This window comes from Enterococcus sp. AZ128 (genome assembly GCF_051714485.1).
Lineage (GTDB): Bacteria > Bacillota > Bacilli > Lactobacillales > Enterococcaceae > Enterococcus_A.
In genome coordinates this window covers 1,338,594-1,355,945 of sequence record NZ_JBIORZ010000001.1, presented here as the reverse complement: position 1 = coordinate 1,355,945, position 17,352 = coordinate 1,338,594, and the positions used below count along the sequence as shown (strand labels likewise).

The window sequence follows — 17,352 nt, the reverse complement described above, 5'->3', positions numbered from 1 at the left end:
GGCTATGAAATATTTTGTTTATGAAATGCTTATTGTAATATGTGTTTTAGGATTTGTAACGCCTACTCAGGCTTCAGAAACTTCTTTGGGAGGCGATTCTGAAACAGCAGTTGTTGTTACAGTTAAAGAAAATCAAGCGGTCGTTCCTCACCCAAATGAGGTGATTGATATTAATGATATTAGTCCTAATTCACGAGGGCATCCTAGCCTCCTTCCACAAACGAATGAAGTCGAGTCGTCAACTGTATTTCTAGGATTAACAATTATTGCCTGTGCCTTAATGATCATATTATTGAAAAGAAAGAGGAAGAATAATGAATAAGAAAATGTTAGGATTAACAACGTTAACAATTGCTGCAGGATTATTTATAGTTGCCCAACCGATTGCTCACGCAGATGCAAATACTGAAACGAAGGCGGATGTCACTGTTCAAAGTGGAGGTATCACAATTACACCGTTGGCAAAAATCGATTTCGGTACAGTAACAAAAGATGGCGCGGACCATACACAATCAGATCAAAGTAGTTCACAGATTGTTGTTAATGATAATCGAGGAACGACTGATACAGGTTGGTACTTAACTGCAAATTTAGAAGATACCGGTTCAGGTAAGACCGGCTTAGACGGAATGACTCTTCATATAGGAACTAAGAGACCTGATGGTTCAACTGAGAAAGGAACATTTACGGAGGAAGACCTAACTACGGATGCTGCAAATATTATTGCGTTGGGTAAAGATGATATTGATTTAGCCGAAACAGTTACTACTGCAAATCTTAATGCTACCTTAGAAGTTCCTAAAATCATTCCGGCCAATACGTATTCTGGAACGATTGTTTGGAATGCTGTTGATGGGGCTCCTGTGTAGCCTATTATAATTGATTGGGAAATGAGGCGTATATTGTTGAAGCGGATATTAAAAATTACTTTGTTCATTATTTTAATATGTTTGGAAAGTAACAGCAAAGCTTGTGCAGCATCAACAAGTGATTCAGCGCAAAATGAACCTGAGAATGGTTATACTGTTGCGCCGGCTTTTGGTATTACTCAAAAAAAAGAGACCAGTAATTTTTATGATATGACGCTGCAACCGAAACAGGAAGATACGTTTAAACTAACTATTACTAATGGGTCACAAAAGCCTCAGCAATATAAGATTAATGTTAATACAGCAATGACGAATAGTAATGGGATTGTTGACTATACAAAAGAATCTTTCGAAAAGGATTCATCTATGAATTTGATGCTCAATGATTTAGTCACGCCAAGTACTAGTGAAGTTGATGTTGCCGGCAGACAATCTCAAACGATTGATTTTCACATTGCTATGCCTGATCAACCATTTGACGGGATTCTATTAGGTGGAATCACTATTCGTCCTATAACAACAACTCAAAATAAAGGTGGTATTCAGAACGTTTATATGCATACAATAGCCATTCGAGTGGGTGAAAAAGATACAAGTGTTCAAACCAAGTTAGAAGGTGGTTCGGTTAGACTTGGCCAGATTAATCGTCATAATATTGTTTCTATGTCAATTAGGAACCCACAACCAAAACTTCTGTCTAAACTTGAAGGAGACTTTTCGATCAACAAAAAAGGAGGTAATAAGGAACTGATTCATGAGGCTAAAAAGAATCTTAGTATAGCCCCAAACACAAAATTTGAACTCCCTATTTTTCTCAAGGATCATTTTAAACCGGGTAAATCCACCTATACAATTAAGTTGAAGAATAGCGAAGATAATTGGACTTTTTCTAAGGACTTTACAATTAAGAAAAAGGAAGCAGACAAATACAATGCTCGTTCTGTAGATGAAGCAAGTCATAAGTTTGCATGGTGGAAGTACCTCCTAATTGTTTTCCCGATTATTGTATTGTGTATCATCTTTTACAGATTTGGAAAGCGAAGGGGAAAGAACTAAATGAATAAGTAGTACTTGAGAAAATAAGGCTTTTAGAATAATCCAAAAATGCTGAATAGATGCTTATATAATAAGCATCTATTCAGCGTTTTTTAATTATACTTTGGAAAAGAACTTAGCCTTCACGGAATTTGTTTGTTATGGAAGGAAGGTTAATAAAAATTTAAGCGATATATAACGCTGCTTTGGTAAGGGATATCACTCACAAATTATGCTGTGGTCATATCTAGTATCTTATCTGCTGTCTCTGTTGCGGTTAAAAAGGTGGTATCTATATGAATAGATGCTACACCTTGGTACTTTGGTAAGCGTGAAATAGATCGGTTTATGTCTTCAATATTTCTAATTCCTAGTAAAATATCTTTTTCTATATTGCTGGTCAGTTTTTCCGGAGAGGGTAGTAAAGAGAAAGAAGTAACTTCAACATTCAAAAGGTCAAGACCGGTAAGGATTCTTTGGATAATTTCTTGCTCATCCATTACCCAGCAAAAAATTATTGTATTAGTGGTTGTATTGCTGATAAACGAATTAAGTAGAAAGTGAATATTAGAAAAGACCATTCGTTTGTTTTCTTCATTTACTATAAAAGGATTGATTTCCCAGCACCAATCACCATCTAAAAAAGCAGAATGATGTACAGTGTTATTGAGTATTTTCGAGACCGTAGTTTTTCCAGAACCCATAGGTCCTCCAATTAATATAAGTTTTTTCCCCATCATAATTTCCTCCAAGTAAACCTTCAGCCGCCTTATTAGTAGAAAAAGATTAAGAAGCCTCCATATTAAAGCATTCTATCACTTGCAAATACTAGTTTTAAGCTAAAGAGAGTATCTGTTATGGCTTTCGTGCAAGTTGCAAATCTATAATGTCGTGAACTGTTATTTTACCACCACAACGGTTAATTGCATTTTCAATTTTAGAAAAAAATTCAGCCCTAAATTTTTTTTCAATAGCAATGTGATCTGAATAGGTGCTGAGTAGTGTGAGATATTCTTTAGCAGAAAAGTTTCGAGTTCTATTGAATAATTTGTAGTGTACATCGGTAAAGCCATATTTTTCTGCAATGAGCGCCTTTTTCTGAGCTTCAGAGTTACTTATTGTTCTTAGGGATTCTTCTTTTATTTTATGATATCTGTAATAGTACTCAGAATAGAGTTCATCAATTTCTTTAGTGAGAATAGAATCGTCCTTATCTATGCGTGGATGATTCGCAAATTGTGCAAAAGTACCGCCACTCTTTAGTAAAGAGTAAACCTTAGGATAACCAATTTCTTCTTGAATCCAATGAAAGGCAGTCGCAGAATATGCTAAATCAAAAGTATTATTTTCAAACTCGACATTTTCAAATTTATTTGTAATAACTGAAAAAGTGGAATAATCTTTGAATTTAGTTCTCAATAATTTAGAGAAATTTGTTCCATATTCCACAGCAGTGAGAGTGCAACCCGTTCGCAAAAAAGGTAAAGTAGCTTGTCCGCTACCTATACCTATTTCGATAACTTTGCTTGATTTGTTCACTGGATTATATTCGAAGATAGTAGAATATAAGTCATTCACATATCCTGGGCGTATCTTATCATAGACCAAAGGCGTGGTATCAAAAGTCCAATTTAATTTCTTTTTTTGATTCATAAGAACACCAACCTACTATATGAAATACGTTCTAGTTTTTTCAAAGTGTCTCACAAAGTTTTCTCATTGTGAGATCAAGAAAAGGAAAGTATCTTCTCTCTAAGTTAGGAATACTATTGCTAACGATCAAGCTATTAGACAAAGCAACAATTCTATTATTATAATCTGTCAATTCTCTGGAGAGCGAAGATATATTGTACTGTTCCGTGTTTAAATATCTTTGAATTTGGATGAGCTGCAAAATGACATCTTCCATAAGTTTTTGAGATTGCAACAATCTATCTGTTCTTATTTTTGAACCATATATAGCTTTCTCCAAAATAATCTCTTGAATAGATTTGTCAACTCTTGCTTGAATTCTGTATGCAAGTAGTAATTGGAAATCCTTATGAGAGTTCTTTTTTTCATGAGTCAAATCAATCAACATAGTACTAATAGTTTTACACCAGGTACTGATATTCTTCTGTAAGACTTGATCATGCCAAGTTGGAAAAATTAAAAATATAACAAATGCAATAATAGCACCGATTATTACGTCAATCAATCTTGTAAAACCTGCAGTTCCCCCCCCAAGCACAAATGTAAGCCATGAAGTAACACTAAACATGAGAAATGCTTGGCTCATTTTTCGTACGGTTTCATAGTTAATGATAAGCAGACAAGCGATTATAAAGTGCCATTCGGGGTTAAGGGTGCTCAAATTTGAAAAATAGAAACTTAAAAAAGTGCCCGTTATAGCACCTGTAATTGTTCCGAGTGTTCTTGAAGCTATTTTCCCCATGGTTCCATGTGAACCAGGCATGACCATAAGGCAACCAGCTAAAGCAACCCAAAATTCGTGACCTGCTAAGGGTAAAGGGTAGATATGGTTAATCATCATTGAACATATGTGGCAAACAAATCCTGTTAAAACTAATCTTAATGCGAAGCGAGATGAGCTTCCTTTATACGAAAGAATGATATCTTTCAATTCATCGAATCCTTCTTCCGCAGGAAAAAGTGCGCTGATTGAAAATTTTTTATACCCAGTTCGTTTCTGCAAAATGAGAATAGCCTTTTTAATCTCTGGGTTTATTTCTGTTAACTTAATCGATTGGTCTGGTGGACAACCCTTTAGATTGGAAATTATACCTCTTAAAGCAAGACTGTTTTCCTTGGAACTTTGCCACCGTAATGAACCAGCAATTTGATCTGCTTGTCTGACTAGTTCATATATCCATGGATTTCTGAAATTATTAAATTTGGGCATGACTTCAATATATTCGCGTACTTGGATTCTAGTATGTACAAACTGTGAATCCTGATCCTCTGAAAGTAGATATAGTTGCTCATATAAATCTGTGACTAGTTCAATAGAAGAATTAGGATGTTTAGAAAATATAGAAAACATGATAGAGACGATACTCATACCGATTACTACAGCGCATAAACTTTCTAAAACTTTATCTAAAGGATATTCTCCTCGTAGCTGACCACCAGCCAGAACAGCAATGGCACCAAAAAGCCATCTAATATACATACCTATACTAAAGTTTCGCGAAAGCCCGGAAATATATAATCCTAAGCAAAACAATACGATGATAAAAAGTGAATTATGTTGGAAAAGTATACCTAGAGAACTACCTATAGCGATGATCGCAATCCCCTTAATCGAATTAATTACTGGATGGCTATGTCTGGGAAGGGCGCATAGTACAGTTCCCAAAAAACTACCAACATTTACTAAAGTGAAAGCAAGCTCTCCTACATTATTTAAGAGAATTCCTGTGATGTTAGCTAGTACTATTCCAAGAACAATAGCTGTCCAACTTCGTCGATCGTCAAAAGCAAGAATAGGCCGCGTATAAAACCAAGAAGATTGAGCAAAAACCTGACCAAAATTTCTAGCAAATTCTTTCATGAGACACCTCAATTTGTAAGTTTGTCATTTTGGAAGAGAGTAAGTATGTATCTTAACTAAAAAATCGAAGTTAAAGTGAGTTTATAAAATCTAAACATAGCCTATATAGAGCCACTAAAGTTAGTTCACTTTTTCTAAATTTTATTCCTACATTTTTCAGTTTCCTCGAGAACTCATTCAATAAAATGACGTGGTTTCAATAGATATTATTATCGTACCACACTGATAATTGTTTGGTTAACCACGATTAACGTACAGCTGTATACACTTATTGTGACTAGATTGTAGTATGCATACTTGCTAATCTAATAGTTAGGGCAACTATGTTTTATACTACTGAGTTCTAATATTTAATGAAAGAAGATGAACATGTCATGAAAAAGAAGCGAGCCAATTTACCCCCGTTATTTGTCTACTCGTAATCATCCTTTTATCTTTGATAAATTGCACAGAGAATTATTCTTTAGCTTGAAAGATAAAAAGTTTGGCTATTTGTACAAATATTTATTAAAAGAAAGCATGGTTAAAACACTTAAGAATATCCATTATTTTGAATCAAGCAAGGTTATAGCATGGTAGGCAAGTGTGTTTAATGGGCTTCCTTTTATTTTTGTACTAATTTAAAGTATACGAGGAGCGATAGATATGGCAAAAGTATTAATCAGTGAAAAAATAAGCAGAAAAGCAATTGATCTTTTAGTAAACGCTGGCTTCGAGGTTAAGATTTCACCTTCAACGAACGAAGAGATTATGAAGGCAGAAATTAAAGATGCAGACGCTGTTGTAATACGTGCAACACCTTTAACGAAATCTATTATTGAGAGTGGTAAAAATCTTAAAATTATATCCCGGCATGGAACTGGAGTGGACAATATAGATATTCAAGCGGCAACTGAACAAGGAATACTTGTAACGAGAGTCAACGGAGCGAATGCATACTCTGTGGCTGAATATGTTCTAACGTCGATGTTAGCATTGAGTAAAAGACTATATAAATCCGATAAATTATTCAAGGCTGGAAGTTTATCCGTCAACGGAGTCTCATTACCAGGTTTAGCCAACAAATATGATTTAAATGGTCATGAGATTCGTGGGAAGAAACTTGTTATTCTTGGTTTTGGTAGAATAGGGCGTATTTTGGCCGATCTAGCTGAAGGTTTAGGAGTTGAAGTCGTGGCTTATGATCCATACGTCAAGGAAGCTAATATTCCATTAGTTACTGATTTAGAAGATAGTTTCAAGACCGCTGATTTTATCTCCATCAATATGCCGCTTACTCCTGAAACAAAGGATTTGATCACAAAAAAAGAACTGAGGACAATGAAACCATCCTCATTTATCATTAATGCTGGACGTGGGGGGATCATCAATGAGGGTGATTTGGCAGATGCTCTTAATCAGGGTGTTATCGCAGGAGCAGCATTGGATGTTTTTTATCCAGAACCTCCCCAAAATGATAATCCTTTACTAACTGCGAAAAATATTATATTGACTTGTCATATTGCTGGAACAACATTTGAAGCAACTGAAGCTTTAGGTTATGGTGCAGCAGAAAGCATTATTGATTATTTTAATGGAGAGATGCCAAAATTTCCAATTAATCAAGAAGAAGCTAAGAGGTTTAATAAATGAGAAATAGGAATTTTATTATTGGAATAATTGGTCTTTTGGTCGGAGGAATAATCGCTTTTATTCTTCCGACCTCAAGCGGATTAGATAGAAATGCTATGATTGTTCTGGGAACTGTCATAGCAGCCAATATCTTTTGGATTTTCAAAGTCATTCCTAATTTTGCAACTGGTTTAATCATGATTTCCTCTTGGCCTTTGCTGCATGTCGTAAAATTTGAAGAAGCCTTCGGAGTTTTCGCTACTTCAGCATGGTGGATCGTTGTCGGTGGATTAGGGATTGGAGCAGTGGCTACTAAGACAGGATTAATGAAAAGACTAGCACTTAATGTAATGAAAATATTTCCCGTTAATTTTAAAGGACAAACATTAGCACTATTTTTGTCTGGTGCAATAATTTCACCTGCTATTCCAAGTACAAATGCCAAAGGTGCGATGGCATCACCTCTAGCTAAAAGTATTAGTGACTCGTTAGGATACGAATCAAAAAGCAATCCTTGTGCCGGCATTTTCTTATCAACAGTGTGGGGCTTTTTAGTAGCTGCCCCAATATTTTTGAGTGCGACATCAACTAATTATGCAATTAAAGGGATACTGCCAGAAGCAGTCCAAGCGCGCCTTTCTTGGGTAGAATGGTTCTTACTTGCAATTCCATGGGGGCTAGTTGTAATGATCGGTGGTTATTTCTTTATAAATTTTTGGTTCAAACCAAAAAAAGAGAAGAATATTCCGAGATATATTGTTGAAAATCAATTAGAAGAACTAGGACCGTGGACCAGAGATGAAATAATAACGGCTGTCGTAATTGGGATTACACTTGTTTTCTGGATACTCGAGCGTACACTGAATATTTCTTCTTCCATTACTGCAATCATCAGTTTAGGGATACTGCTAGGATTAAGGGTTATGAGCCCTACTGAATTTAGACAAAAAATTGCTTGGGATCCGGCAATCTTTATTGGATGTGCAATGAGTTTGGGAACGGTTTTGGGATTAGTAGGAATAAGTAATTGGTTAAGGATCATTTTAGGAAATATTATTACCCCTGTTTTATCAAATCCTGTAATTACAGTGATATTTTTGGCGCTAGTAATATATTTAGCAAAAGTTTTCTTGGTTTCATTGATTACTGCGGGAACGATTTTTTTACTGATCCTAATTCCTTTCTTTAATTCTTTAAACTACAGCCCCTTAATTTTAGTTTTTATCATTGCAACGAGTATTAATGTTTGGTTTTTACCCTACATGAATCCGCCATACTTAACGACTAGTGCAGCTGTAGATAACAGTATGGCAAATAATAAACAAGCAATGATTTCTTCAATTGGCTATATGGTTTTGAACCTTCTTGGTTTATTGGTCAGTATTCCTTTTTGGAAATTTCTAGGGTTAATGTAGGGGAATAAATTTTAATATAAAACCATTAAATGGAAAGTAGTTTCATCATTCAGGATAAATAATTAAAAATGAAGTTAATAGATAGAGAAGGTGAAAAGGACGGTAACAATTAATTGGAAAAGGAATTTGTTAATTACTTGGATGGGTTGTTTTTTAGTAGGCTCTTCGTTTTCTCTAATCATGCCGTTTCTACCATTATATATAAAAGAATTAGGGATACACGGGAGCCGCGTCGAATTATTTTCAGGGCTTGCATTTTCCTTACCTGCATTAGCATCTGGACTAATCGCACCAATATGGGGGCGATTGGCAGACGAACATGGTAGAAAAGTAATGATGGTAAGAGCGAGTACGGTAATGACGGTAACAATGGGAGGTTTGGCGTTTGTTCCAAATGTTTGGTGGCTATTGGGGCTACGATTATTAATGGGATTTTTTTCTGGCTATATTCCAAATTCGACAGCAATGATTGCCTCGCAAGCTCCAAAAGAAAAATCAGGGTATGCACTTGGAACTTTAGCAACAGCAACGGTAACCGGAACACTTATTGGTCCATCAATTGGTGGCTTTTTAGCTGAATTATTAGGCATCACCAATGTTTTTTTGATTGTTGGAACTCTATTAGCTTTAGCTACTCTACTTACTATCTTTTTTGTTCATGAAAATTTTGTCCCAATACCAAAGGGCGAAATGCTATCTAGTAAAGAAATTATAGATAAAGTTAGCAATAAGCAAATTCTATTTGGATTGTTTGTGACGACTTTTATCATTCAAATTACTTCTCAATCTATAGAACCATTTGTCACTTTGTATGTTAAAAGTTTGGCCTCAAATACGAAAAATTTGATGTTTGTTTCAGGCTTGATTGTATCAGCCGTGGGCCTTTCGGCAATGTTGTCCTCTAGTTTTCTGGGACGTCTAGGGGATAAGGTTGGTTCTCATCACCTAATTTTATTAGGATTAACTTTCACATATGCGATTTATTTGCCTATGGCGTTCGTTCAAAGTCCATTGCAACTTGGTATTTTACGCTTTCTACTTGGGTTTGGGACTGGAGCTTTAATGCCTTCAGTTAATTCGTTACTTTCAAAAATTACTCCTAAGGAAGGAATTAGTAGAATTTTTTCTTATGCGCAGATGTGTTCAAATCTGGGAATGGTCACAGGACCACTAATAGGGTCAACAATTGCTGGTTATATAAGTTATCGAGCAGCAATAATTGGAACAAGCTCGTTTGTTATTGTCAATATTCTTTGGTCATTCAAAAATTTCAAAAGCTATATAGGAAAAAGGACCATTGATTAATGAAAAAAACAATCAAAGAGAGGGTATTATTTAAGCGTGAGAATTAGCTTTTATATCTAAAAGGGGGAATGAACTAGTGATTATTGTTTATACTGAAGGAAACAATCATTCCTGTCAACAGACGATAAGATGGTTTGAAAATGAAAAAATTCCTTTTAAAGAAAGAAAAATAAATCGTCGTCACCCAATTACAGAAAATGAGTTAAGATGGCTATTAGCACAAACTGATAATGGACTAAAGGATATTTTTAAATCTAAATATCTTAATAACAGACAGGTCAAAAATGAGTTTAATGAATCTAAATTATCCGAGATTATAGATTTGATTATCATAAACCCTTGGTTATTGAAAGATCCAATTATAGCTGATGGAAGAAGATTAGTTGTAGGATACAATGAGAACCTTATCAGATGTTTTGTTCCGAAAAACAAAAGGCAAGAGTGGCGGAGAAAAAATATAGACTATTCCTCTTTTAGATAAAACTTTAATTGTTTTCTGTAAATGACGGTGAATTTAAAAAGGAAATGAAGTATAAAAAGTTTGGTCTTATGCTTCAATTGATGAAAATGCAATGTTTCTATAGCTAGTATGTTGTTTATATGTACACTTGCTTTAACTAAACTTAGACTATCTCAGGCTGAATTCAAGCACACAAAACTTTCTTTATACAGTAGGATAACCGTCATTGTAACGAGTTTCAAAAGTGAGATTTCCAATGCATGTGACAAGATTCATTCTGGCGGAGATAACCGGAGTTTCCAATGAAGTAAAACTATCTTATTAATTTCCATAAGCTGGGTTAGGAGTAACTATTTACTTGTTGTGCTAAAATTAGTAGGCTGTATCACTATTTTTCTAGTGGTACAGCCTACTTTTTTATTCTTTATTTTATTCCTCTACTCATTCCTACTATATTTTCCCAGCCATAAGCCCGATACCACTCATTTTGTCGAAATCTAGTGTAGCTTTTTTAACTTTTTTTGCGCTCTTATGCACTAAGGCAGTGGTAATACCGTCAACTACCTGAGCGTCGCATTTGGGACAAATCGAACTGGGAACATTCACCACTTCTATTGTACTTTCTTTCCCGGGGACCTGCATGTTTGTCTTTGAATCCTTCATCTCTTCTTTACAGTTAACACAGAACATCATAAGAACCTCCTAATTTTTTCCTCTTTTTTTGTTTGTATCAGTTTTGCAGCAATGCGTTTAGTTTGTCGACTATTCTCTTGTAGCGAGACAAGTCAGATAGTACAAAGAACACTGGATTTTCTGTCACCGCATGAACAATTTCTCGCTTCATGGCCTGTTCATCACGAGGGAGCACTGGCATAATAAGGCCTCCTGACATCTGCTTTTTTCTGGCTTCTTTGATCAGTGAAAAGAAATGATCGTCTTTTATACCGAGTGAAAAGATCGGGTCTGATACAAGCAGGGTATAGCTTTCTAACATCGAAAGGGTCTTTTCGGTATCTTCAAAGTTCAGGTAACCCTGTGCAGCCGTCATGTAGAAGGACAGAACCGCTAAAGGAAAAAGTGACTTTACTTTAAAATTCTCCTCTAAAACCAGTATGCGTTGGTAGGTTGCTTCAAATTTCTCGACGTCATCGGAACAGATGGAAAGGTACGATGTAATCTCATAAAAAAGAGAGATAACGGCATCAAAGACACTGCCCTGCGAGATGATATTCGCTTCCAAATGATGACCAAGCATTTGGTGGGCGTGTGATAACAGTGTTCCGATAGATGGTTGCGGATCGAGCCTGCATTCGTTTTCCAACAATGCGACGATGTTTTGTGGGTTATCACACATCATTTCGTACATGGCCTCGCTTTGGAGTGCGAGCCTGCTCAATTCAATATTTTCGGAAAGCTCTCTTACCCGTACAAGCAGCACCTTAGCCTCGGCCATTATAGTACTTTTCTGAAGCTCATCTTCTGCTGAAGGGGCGTTGTTGAGTAAAAGAACAGCAATTTGATAAAGCAGCGGCGCACATGCGTAGTATTTTTTGACGATGACATGGCAATGCTCAACTACCTCATTCAGTGGTTTTTCAGCAAACTCACTGATTAACTTTGTATAGAGTGTACGGATATCTGCATCAGACATCTGCGGTTCATAGGCCATCAGTTCATCTAGACTGATATTGAAATAAGCTGCAAGCTGTGGCAGAAAATTTACATCGGGAAAGCTGTTGCCTGTTTCCCATTTTGAGACAGATGCTTTTGAAACGCCTATAAAGCTTGCTAATTCTTCTTGGGTAATCCCTTTTTCTTTTCGTTTGCGTGCAATGTTTTCTGCTATTCGTATCTCTTTCGTAACAACCATCCTTTACTGTTTTTTTGTTCTGAACTAATTATACTGAATATGCAATAACGTATTCAATGGATTTGTAGTTAACTTCTTGCTGATAAATCAACCACTAAGAAACTTGATGATCTGTTAATCAATGATGTGGTTTTCGTAAGATGAGAAGTATTAAGAATGAGCAACAATCAATTTATCGTTTGTAATGATCAACGAAAATTAAAATAGTAGCGTTGATCTCTAAAATAGGATAGCGCTTAGAAAAAATCATACTAAATGACTAGGTGGAAAATACTCCCTTTGACCTATGACGAAAGTTTAAACATCTAGCATAATATAGTCATAAGATAAAAACACATCGCGAGTGGAAAAAATCAGAATTAGGAAAAGGGAGAAATTAAAAATGAAAAAAATGTTGACGAAATCACAAAATAATCGAGTATTTACAGGGACTTTAGCTGGTATCGCAGAGTATTTCGGGATTGACCCAACCGTAGCACGTATCTTGTATGTCTTTGCCAGTCTTACTTTCATTGGCGCACCGATCATACTGTATATCGTTATGTCACTACTTATTCCATCAACAGAGACTAGCGGCTATCAATCCAATTATTCAGATTGTGGTGCTTAGTGAGAACTAAGTAAAAGTATATTAGGAAGAATACTAATATAGCAAGATTGTTTAATCTCAAGTTGATAATATAAACAGAAAAACGAACGACATGTATATCTTTAATTAAAAAAGGACTCAAAACCACAAAAGTGATTTCGAGTCCTTTTTTTGAAGTGAATCGTCTTTTTCGTTTCAACTTTTACAAGAAAGCTAATCTAGTAAATAAACAACGAGAAACGGACTTTTTAAATTAGTATGAAAAGTGTCCGATGATAGCAATTAATGACAAAGGAAATAGTTTAAACGCGAGAGCGATATCATCAAAATTGCATATATGGTTTTCAAACATATTAAAGAAATTTTCACTCGCTTTTACTTTTTGAATAAGTGGGGGCTTCTTTTTTTTGAGAGAATTTTAAATTGTCATAATTGGGTTTAGAAGCGGCTGAAAAACTACCTCTGTTTTTTGCTGTTTTTATTTATTTAATATTAAAAAATAAAAAAAATCTTATTTCATGGTTCTGGCAGCATAAGGTATACAAGACTTGCTCACTTGTGAAAAACGATTTCGGCCTGAAAAGCGGTTTGACTCCTCAGACTTTTAGGCTTATAGTCAAGGCGTGATCACAGAAAAAGGTGTAAAAAGAAAATTAAAAAAGATGAAAAAGGAGGATACGACAGTGTCAAAACCACTATTTACAGGTCAACAGCTATTCACGCTTAAGAGAAAGACCATCGAAAAAAGAATGAATACCTATTACAAGGATACTCGTGATGGAAAATCAACGATCCAGTTTTTGGTAGCGCTTCAAGTCAGAGATGAACTAGGACAGGAGGATTTTTCCTTCTTCATGAAAGGTCTTGTACGGAAGATTCTTTTTGAGAACAAAACGTCGCGCACGTTACGCCGCTATTATATTTATTTTAAAAATTATTTTTCTTCGAAAGAATGGAAGTTAATCAGCCTGCGTTTGTTCGCGGCTAAAACGTTTATTAAAGAGAAAATCGAAAAATTGATTAGCCAATTTATCACAGAGCCTTTACGAGGACTAGTGGGCTCTTGAACATCATAAGTAAAAATCTAAGCAGAAAGGTAGGGAAGAGCAATGGCAGAAATGGCCGCGACATTTAAAAATAGCTGGGGAAGAAAACATATTTTGCATATAGAGGATGCGAACACCGAGCTTGCACCAGAACAAATCAGAGCATCATTAGAAAAATTAACCACGATCAGCCTTTTTAAAAATAAGGGTGCTCGTTTATTTGATAAAGTAGTCACCGCCAGTTTTATTGAAGAAGTGGAAACGATTCTTTTTGATAACGCAACGGAAGAAACGTTTCAGGAAACAACTGAATTTGAAGAGTCAAATGAGGCAGAGGTCTGCTTGCCGATAACAGAGCAAGAAGAATCTTTGATGAATACAACAGAAGAGCTTCAAGTTGCGATTCTTGAAGAAGAACGAATTCAGCCCGATGTATTAAAACAAGTGATTGAACTCCCTTTAGGCATTAACCTAAGTGATCTAACTCAAGATCAGGCACTCTCTTTAGTGGCATCTGTGATGCCGAAAGGAGGAGTTTTAAAAGATATTAAACTCGACGAAGAGGTGATACCTGCCAGAATCGAGCTATTTGTGCAGCTCAAAGGAACAGATAAGAGAAATCAAGAGATAGAGGAGCGAAGTAATTCTTCACCACCAAGGGATACCAGAAAAGGCTGGCGCTTATTCGATCGATTGACGAAACGAAGGCGTAGGCGATAAAACAGAATCATAAAAGGTGATGGAGTAGGCACTTATTTCCGCGGATGAGTGATCTTCTCCAGCTATCATCAATGCATTTAAAAAGGATAAATTAGAGGCTTATTTGTTGTGCAACTGAAAGGAACAGCTAATTAGTGATAAATAGAAACGTTATTAAGAATAAAGAAATTGGCGCTATCTTAAGTGAAAGATAGCGCCAATTTCTTTTGTCTGCTCTACTAATTAGAATGTCGGTACTCGTTTGGAGAAAGAGCAAATTTCTCATGGAATATTTTATAGAAGAAACTCATATTTTTATAGCCGACTTGTTGAATGATCTGCTCTACTGGCAGCGATGAATTTTTTAATAGTAAACCGGCATGATTGAGTTTGATATCCTGAATAATAGAAATGAAGGATTTTCCTACATGCTTATGGATCAGACGACTGAGATAGCTAGGATTATAGCCATAAACCTGAGCGACTTCCTTCAGCGTGCATGTCATATAGTTCTTCTCCATATAATCTAAAATATCACCAATATAGAATTCGTTCGAGTTTTTTGATTCTTGCGCTTTCTTTTTTTGAAAGGATCGTAGTAATTCTGAAAAAATGATAATCATGTAGGCATCGATGATTTCATGAGAATCGCTGCTGGGCTCAAAATAGTGAGACAATAGTCCTTCAATCGCGTCCAATAGAAATTCATTGTTTAACGCTTCGAAAACAATAAATTGGTCATGCTTTTGAGTTTCAGAGAGTGCGTCGACTGCAAATTGAGAGATCATACTATTGGAGGCAAGGCGGCTAAGCATGCGTGAAGAGAAATAGTCCTTTTTCATCAGCAGATTAATCAAAATATCATTCTCCGAAGTTTCCATGATTCGATGGATCACATCTGTATCCAGCAGGCAAAAGGCCCCTTGACTCAGCTGCACTTTTTCGTTATTGATGATCATTTCTACATTTCCTGAGTATACATAACTCATTTCGATAAAATCATGCATGTGTAAAGGGGTATAGGAATGCCTAGCATGTTTTAAAATAATTACCTGGCTGCTTTCCAGAAAATTAGTATAAGCTAAACCTTTCCTCAAGGCACTTTCTAAATGCTTGTCGAAGGTATATTGATAGACTTTTTGGTTATCATCTGTGGTAAAAGAAGAAAACTCATCATAGTTCATTGACGTAGTCTTCTTTGAAGGATTCAATAGTTCTGTTTCGGTATCAGTGTAAGCAACAAGTCGTTTACGAATCTCACTTTTATCCATACATTACCTCCTGTAAAAATAGTCAATAACAATTCCTCTAAATACTATGGTAGTCTGAAGAGGATAACAGTGTCAACTGAATTCTGAACAGGGACTAGCTAGGCCTATCGTGACAGAGTGTTTGTTAAATATACAGGTTTAACAGAAATCAGAAAAGTAAAATTCCGTCAATGTTCTAGTCAAAATCAGATATTAACTCAAACAGAATATTTATATATGATAATTATGATAGCGATATCATAAAAGATGATCCGGACATCATTTATAGTCACTACAAAATTATTAAGGAGACGTGACAAGATGAATAGTGAAAAAATGCCTCTAGGAGACAGAATACAAGAAAAATTAGGCCCATTCTCGGCTAAAGTAAACGGAAATCTCTATATTCAGGCCATTAGAGATGCCATGCTGGCCTACATGCCCTTTACCTTTGTTGCATCGATTTTTCTGATCATTGCTTATTTTCCAATTGATGCAGTAACTAATTTTATTACGAAGATGCTTGGAGTTGCGGATGCTAATGTATGGCAAAGTAAATTATTATATGTAAACAATGCAACACTTGCTATTGGCGGACTTATTGTAGTGATTTCATTAGCGAAATCTTTAGCAGAGAAATTGAATGTTAATAGTACACAAAATATTTTAACAGCATTGGTTTCTTTTCTGATATTGACGCCGCTGACTGAAACTGAAAGTGGCCCGATGCTGGATATTTCTAAAGTTGGCGCACAGGCAATGTTCTTATCAATTGTGGTCTGCATCATTAGTGTGAAGCTGTACAAATTGATCGCAGATAAAGACATTAAGATCAAAATGCCTGCCTCTGTTCCGCCAGCAGTAGCTGGACCATTTGAATCAGTCATCCCATCTTTTATTGTTGTGTTGGTATTCTTTATTATTCGTTTGATTTTAGAACTCGGCTTGAAAAATGATGCCTTAAGTTTAATCAATACTGTTTTAGGCGTTCCATTGACATTGCTAGGCGGGTCTGTAGGGGGAATGGTTGTTGTTAAACTTTTTGAACAGTTTCTATGGTTCTTTGGTTTACACGGTGCATCGATTATTGCGGCGGTTATGGATCCTATCCATCAGGTTTTAGAAGATCAGAATAAAGTGGCGACACTTGCTAGTGAGATTCCTGAAAATATTATCAGCATGAGCTTTAGAAATCATTTTGCTTCGATTGGTCTTGTAGGTGCGATTATCGCCATTTTAATCGTAGCCAAAAGCAGACAATATAGAGAAGTAGGGAAAATTGCGTTTGTACCCTATCTCTTCAATATTGGTGAACCAACGCTGTTTGGTATCCCGCTGATGCTGAATTTCAGCTACATCATTCCTTTCTTATTAGGGAATACGATTACGACTATCGTATCCTATGTTGCCTTTGCCACTGGCTTGGTTCCGATTCCGACAGGTTTAGCACAACTGCCTTGGACGACGCCAATCATATTTAGCGGGTATTTTGTTACAGGAAGTATCAGAGGCTCGATTTTGCAGATTGTCTTGTTAGTTTTAGTAACGCTATTGTGGCTGCCATTTGTAAAAGCCGCAGATAAACAGATTTATGAATCAGAAAAAATGGCTGATTTGGGCTAATACGAAAGGACAAGAAAGGGGGAGGTA

Annotated in this window: 17 protein-coding genes; 11 read left to right on the top strand and 6 right to left on the bottom strand. The window is 35.9% G+C overall.

Going from position 1 to position 17,352, the window contains the following annotated elements:
* Positions 1-4 precede the first annotated feature (4 nt).
* From IGI38_RS06635 to IGI38_RS06625, 3 genes are read left to right on the top strand one after another with little or no spacing between them, the layout of a single operon-like run.
* Positions 5-322, top strand: a complete 318-nt coding sequence (locus IGI38_RS06635) for an LPXTG cell wall anchor domain-containing protein (RefSeq protein WP_438728100.1) — start codon at positions 5-7, stop codon at positions 320-322.
* Entirely contained in the window at positions 315-869 is a 555-nt protein-coding gene (locus IGI38_RS06630; RefSeq protein WP_438728098.1) for a WxL domain-containing protein, read from the top strand. Before IGI38_RS06635 ends, IGI38_RS06630 begins: the two co-directional genes overlap by 8 nt.
* 36 nt (positions 870-905) lie before the next feature.
* Positions 906-1,925, top strand: a complete 1,020-nt coding sequence (locus tag IGI38_RS06625) for a DUF916 and DUF3324 domain-containing protein (RefSeq protein WP_438728095.1) — start codon at positions 906-908, stop codon at positions 1,923-1,925.
* A gap of 209 nt (positions 1,926-2,134) precedes the next feature.
* Here the strand turns inward: IGI38_RS06625 and IGI38_RS06620 are convergent, their stop codons facing one another.
* From IGI38_RS06620 to IGI38_RS06610, 3 genes are all read right to left on the bottom strand, one after another.
* Entirely contained in the window at positions 2,135-2,644 is a 510-nt protein-coding gene (locus IGI38_RS06620; RefSeq protein WP_438728093.1) for an AAA family ATPase, read from the bottom strand.
* A 115-nt stretch (positions 2,645-2,759) separates the two neighbouring features.
* Entirely contained in the window at positions 2,760-3,557 is a 798-nt protein-coding gene (locus IGI38_RS06615; protein WP_438728091.1) for a class I SAM-dependent methyltransferase, read from the bottom strand.
* A gap of 40 nt (positions 3,558-3,597) precedes the next feature.
* Positions 3,598-5,457 carry an FUSC family protein gene (locus IGI38_RS06610; RefSeq protein ID WP_438728089.1) on the bottom strand — a complete coding sequence of 620 codons (1,860 nt, stop codon included), beginning with the start codon at positions 5,455-5,457 and terminating at the stop codon, positions 3,598-3,600.
* 645 nt (positions 5,458-6,102) lie between these two features.
* Here IGI38_RS06610 and IGI38_RS06605 point away from each other — a divergent pair.
* From IGI38_RS06605 to IGI38_RS06590, 4 genes are all read left to right on the top strand, one after another.
* Complete coding sequence (locus IGI38_RS06605) at positions 6,103-7,089, top strand: hydroxyacid dehydrogenase (RefSeq protein ID WP_438728087.1); 987 nt, start codon at positions 6,103-6,105, stop codon at positions 7,087-7,089.
* Complete coding sequence (locus IGI38_RS06600; protein ID WP_438728084.1) at positions 7,086-8,483, top strand: SLC13 family permease; 1,398 nt, start codon at positions 7,086-7,088, stop codon at positions 8,481-8,483. The genes IGI38_RS06605 and IGI38_RS06600 overlap by 4 nt, the downstream gene beginning before the upstream one ends.
* 141 nt (positions 8,484-8,624) lie before the next feature.
* Positions 8,625-9,788, top strand: a complete 1,164-nt coding sequence (locus IGI38_RS06595) for a multidrug efflux MFS transporter (RefSeq protein ID WP_438728082.1) — start codon at positions 8,625-8,627, stop codon at positions 9,786-9,788.
* A gap of 76 nt (positions 9,789-9,864) precedes the next feature.
* A complete protein-coding gene (locus IGI38_RS06590) occupies positions 9,865-10,269 on the top strand; it encodes an ArsC/Spx/MgsR family protein (RefSeq protein WP_438728079.1) in 405 nt (134 codons plus the stop codon).
* 429 nt (positions 10,270-10,698) lie between these two features.
* Here the strand turns inward: IGI38_RS06590 and IGI38_RS06585 are convergent, their stop codons facing one another.
* A complete protein-coding gene (locus tag IGI38_RS06585) occupies positions 10,699-10,941 on the bottom strand; it encodes a YgiT-type zinc finger protein (protein ID WP_438728077.1) in 243 nt (80 codons plus the stop codon).
* Between the two features lie 37 nt (positions 10,942-10,978).
* On the bottom strand, positions 10,979-12,118 hold the full coding sequence (locus tag IGI38_RS06580; protein ID WP_438728075.1) for a helix-turn-helix domain-containing protein: 1,140 nt from the start codon (positions 12,116-12,118) through the stop codon (positions 10,979-10,981).
* 382 nt (positions 12,119-12,500) lie between these two features.
* Between IGI38_RS06580 and IGI38_RS06575 the strand changes: the two genes are divergently transcribed.
* From IGI38_RS06575 to IGI38_RS06565, 3 genes are all read left to right on the top strand, one after another.
* Positions 12,501-12,728, top strand: coding sequence for a PspC domain-containing protein (locus tag IGI38_RS06575; RefSeq protein WP_438728073.1), 228 nt, complete (start codon positions 12,501-12,503; stop codon positions 12,726-12,728).
* Between the two features lie 662 nt (positions 12,729-13,390).
* Positions 13,391-13,774, top strand: coding sequence for a hypothetical protein (locus IGI38_RS06570; RefSeq protein ID WP_438728071.1), 384 nt, complete (start codon positions 13,391-13,393; stop codon positions 13,772-13,774).
* A gap of 42 nt (positions 13,775-13,816) precedes the next feature.
* A complete protein-coding gene (locus IGI38_RS06565; RefSeq protein ID WP_438728069.1) occupies positions 13,817-14,473 on the top strand; it encodes a hypothetical protein in 657 nt (218 codons plus the stop codon).
* Between the two features lie 218 nt (positions 14,474-14,691).
* Here IGI38_RS06565 and IGI38_RS06560 read toward each other — a convergent pair whose 3' ends face one another.
* On the bottom strand, positions 14,692-15,723 hold the full coding sequence (locus IGI38_RS06560) for an AraC family transcriptional regulator (protein WP_438728067.1): 1,032 nt from the start codon (positions 15,721-15,723) through the stop codon (positions 14,692-14,694).
* Between the two features lie 300 nt (positions 15,724-16,023).
* Between IGI38_RS06560 and IGI38_RS06555 the strand changes: the two genes are divergently transcribed.
* On the top strand, positions 16,024-17,325 hold the full coding sequence (locus IGI38_RS06555) for a PTS sugar transporter subunit IIC (RefSeq protein ID WP_438728065.1): 1,302 nt from the start codon (positions 16,024-16,026) through the stop codon (positions 17,323-17,325).
* Positions 17,326-17,352 lie beyond the last annotated feature (27 nt).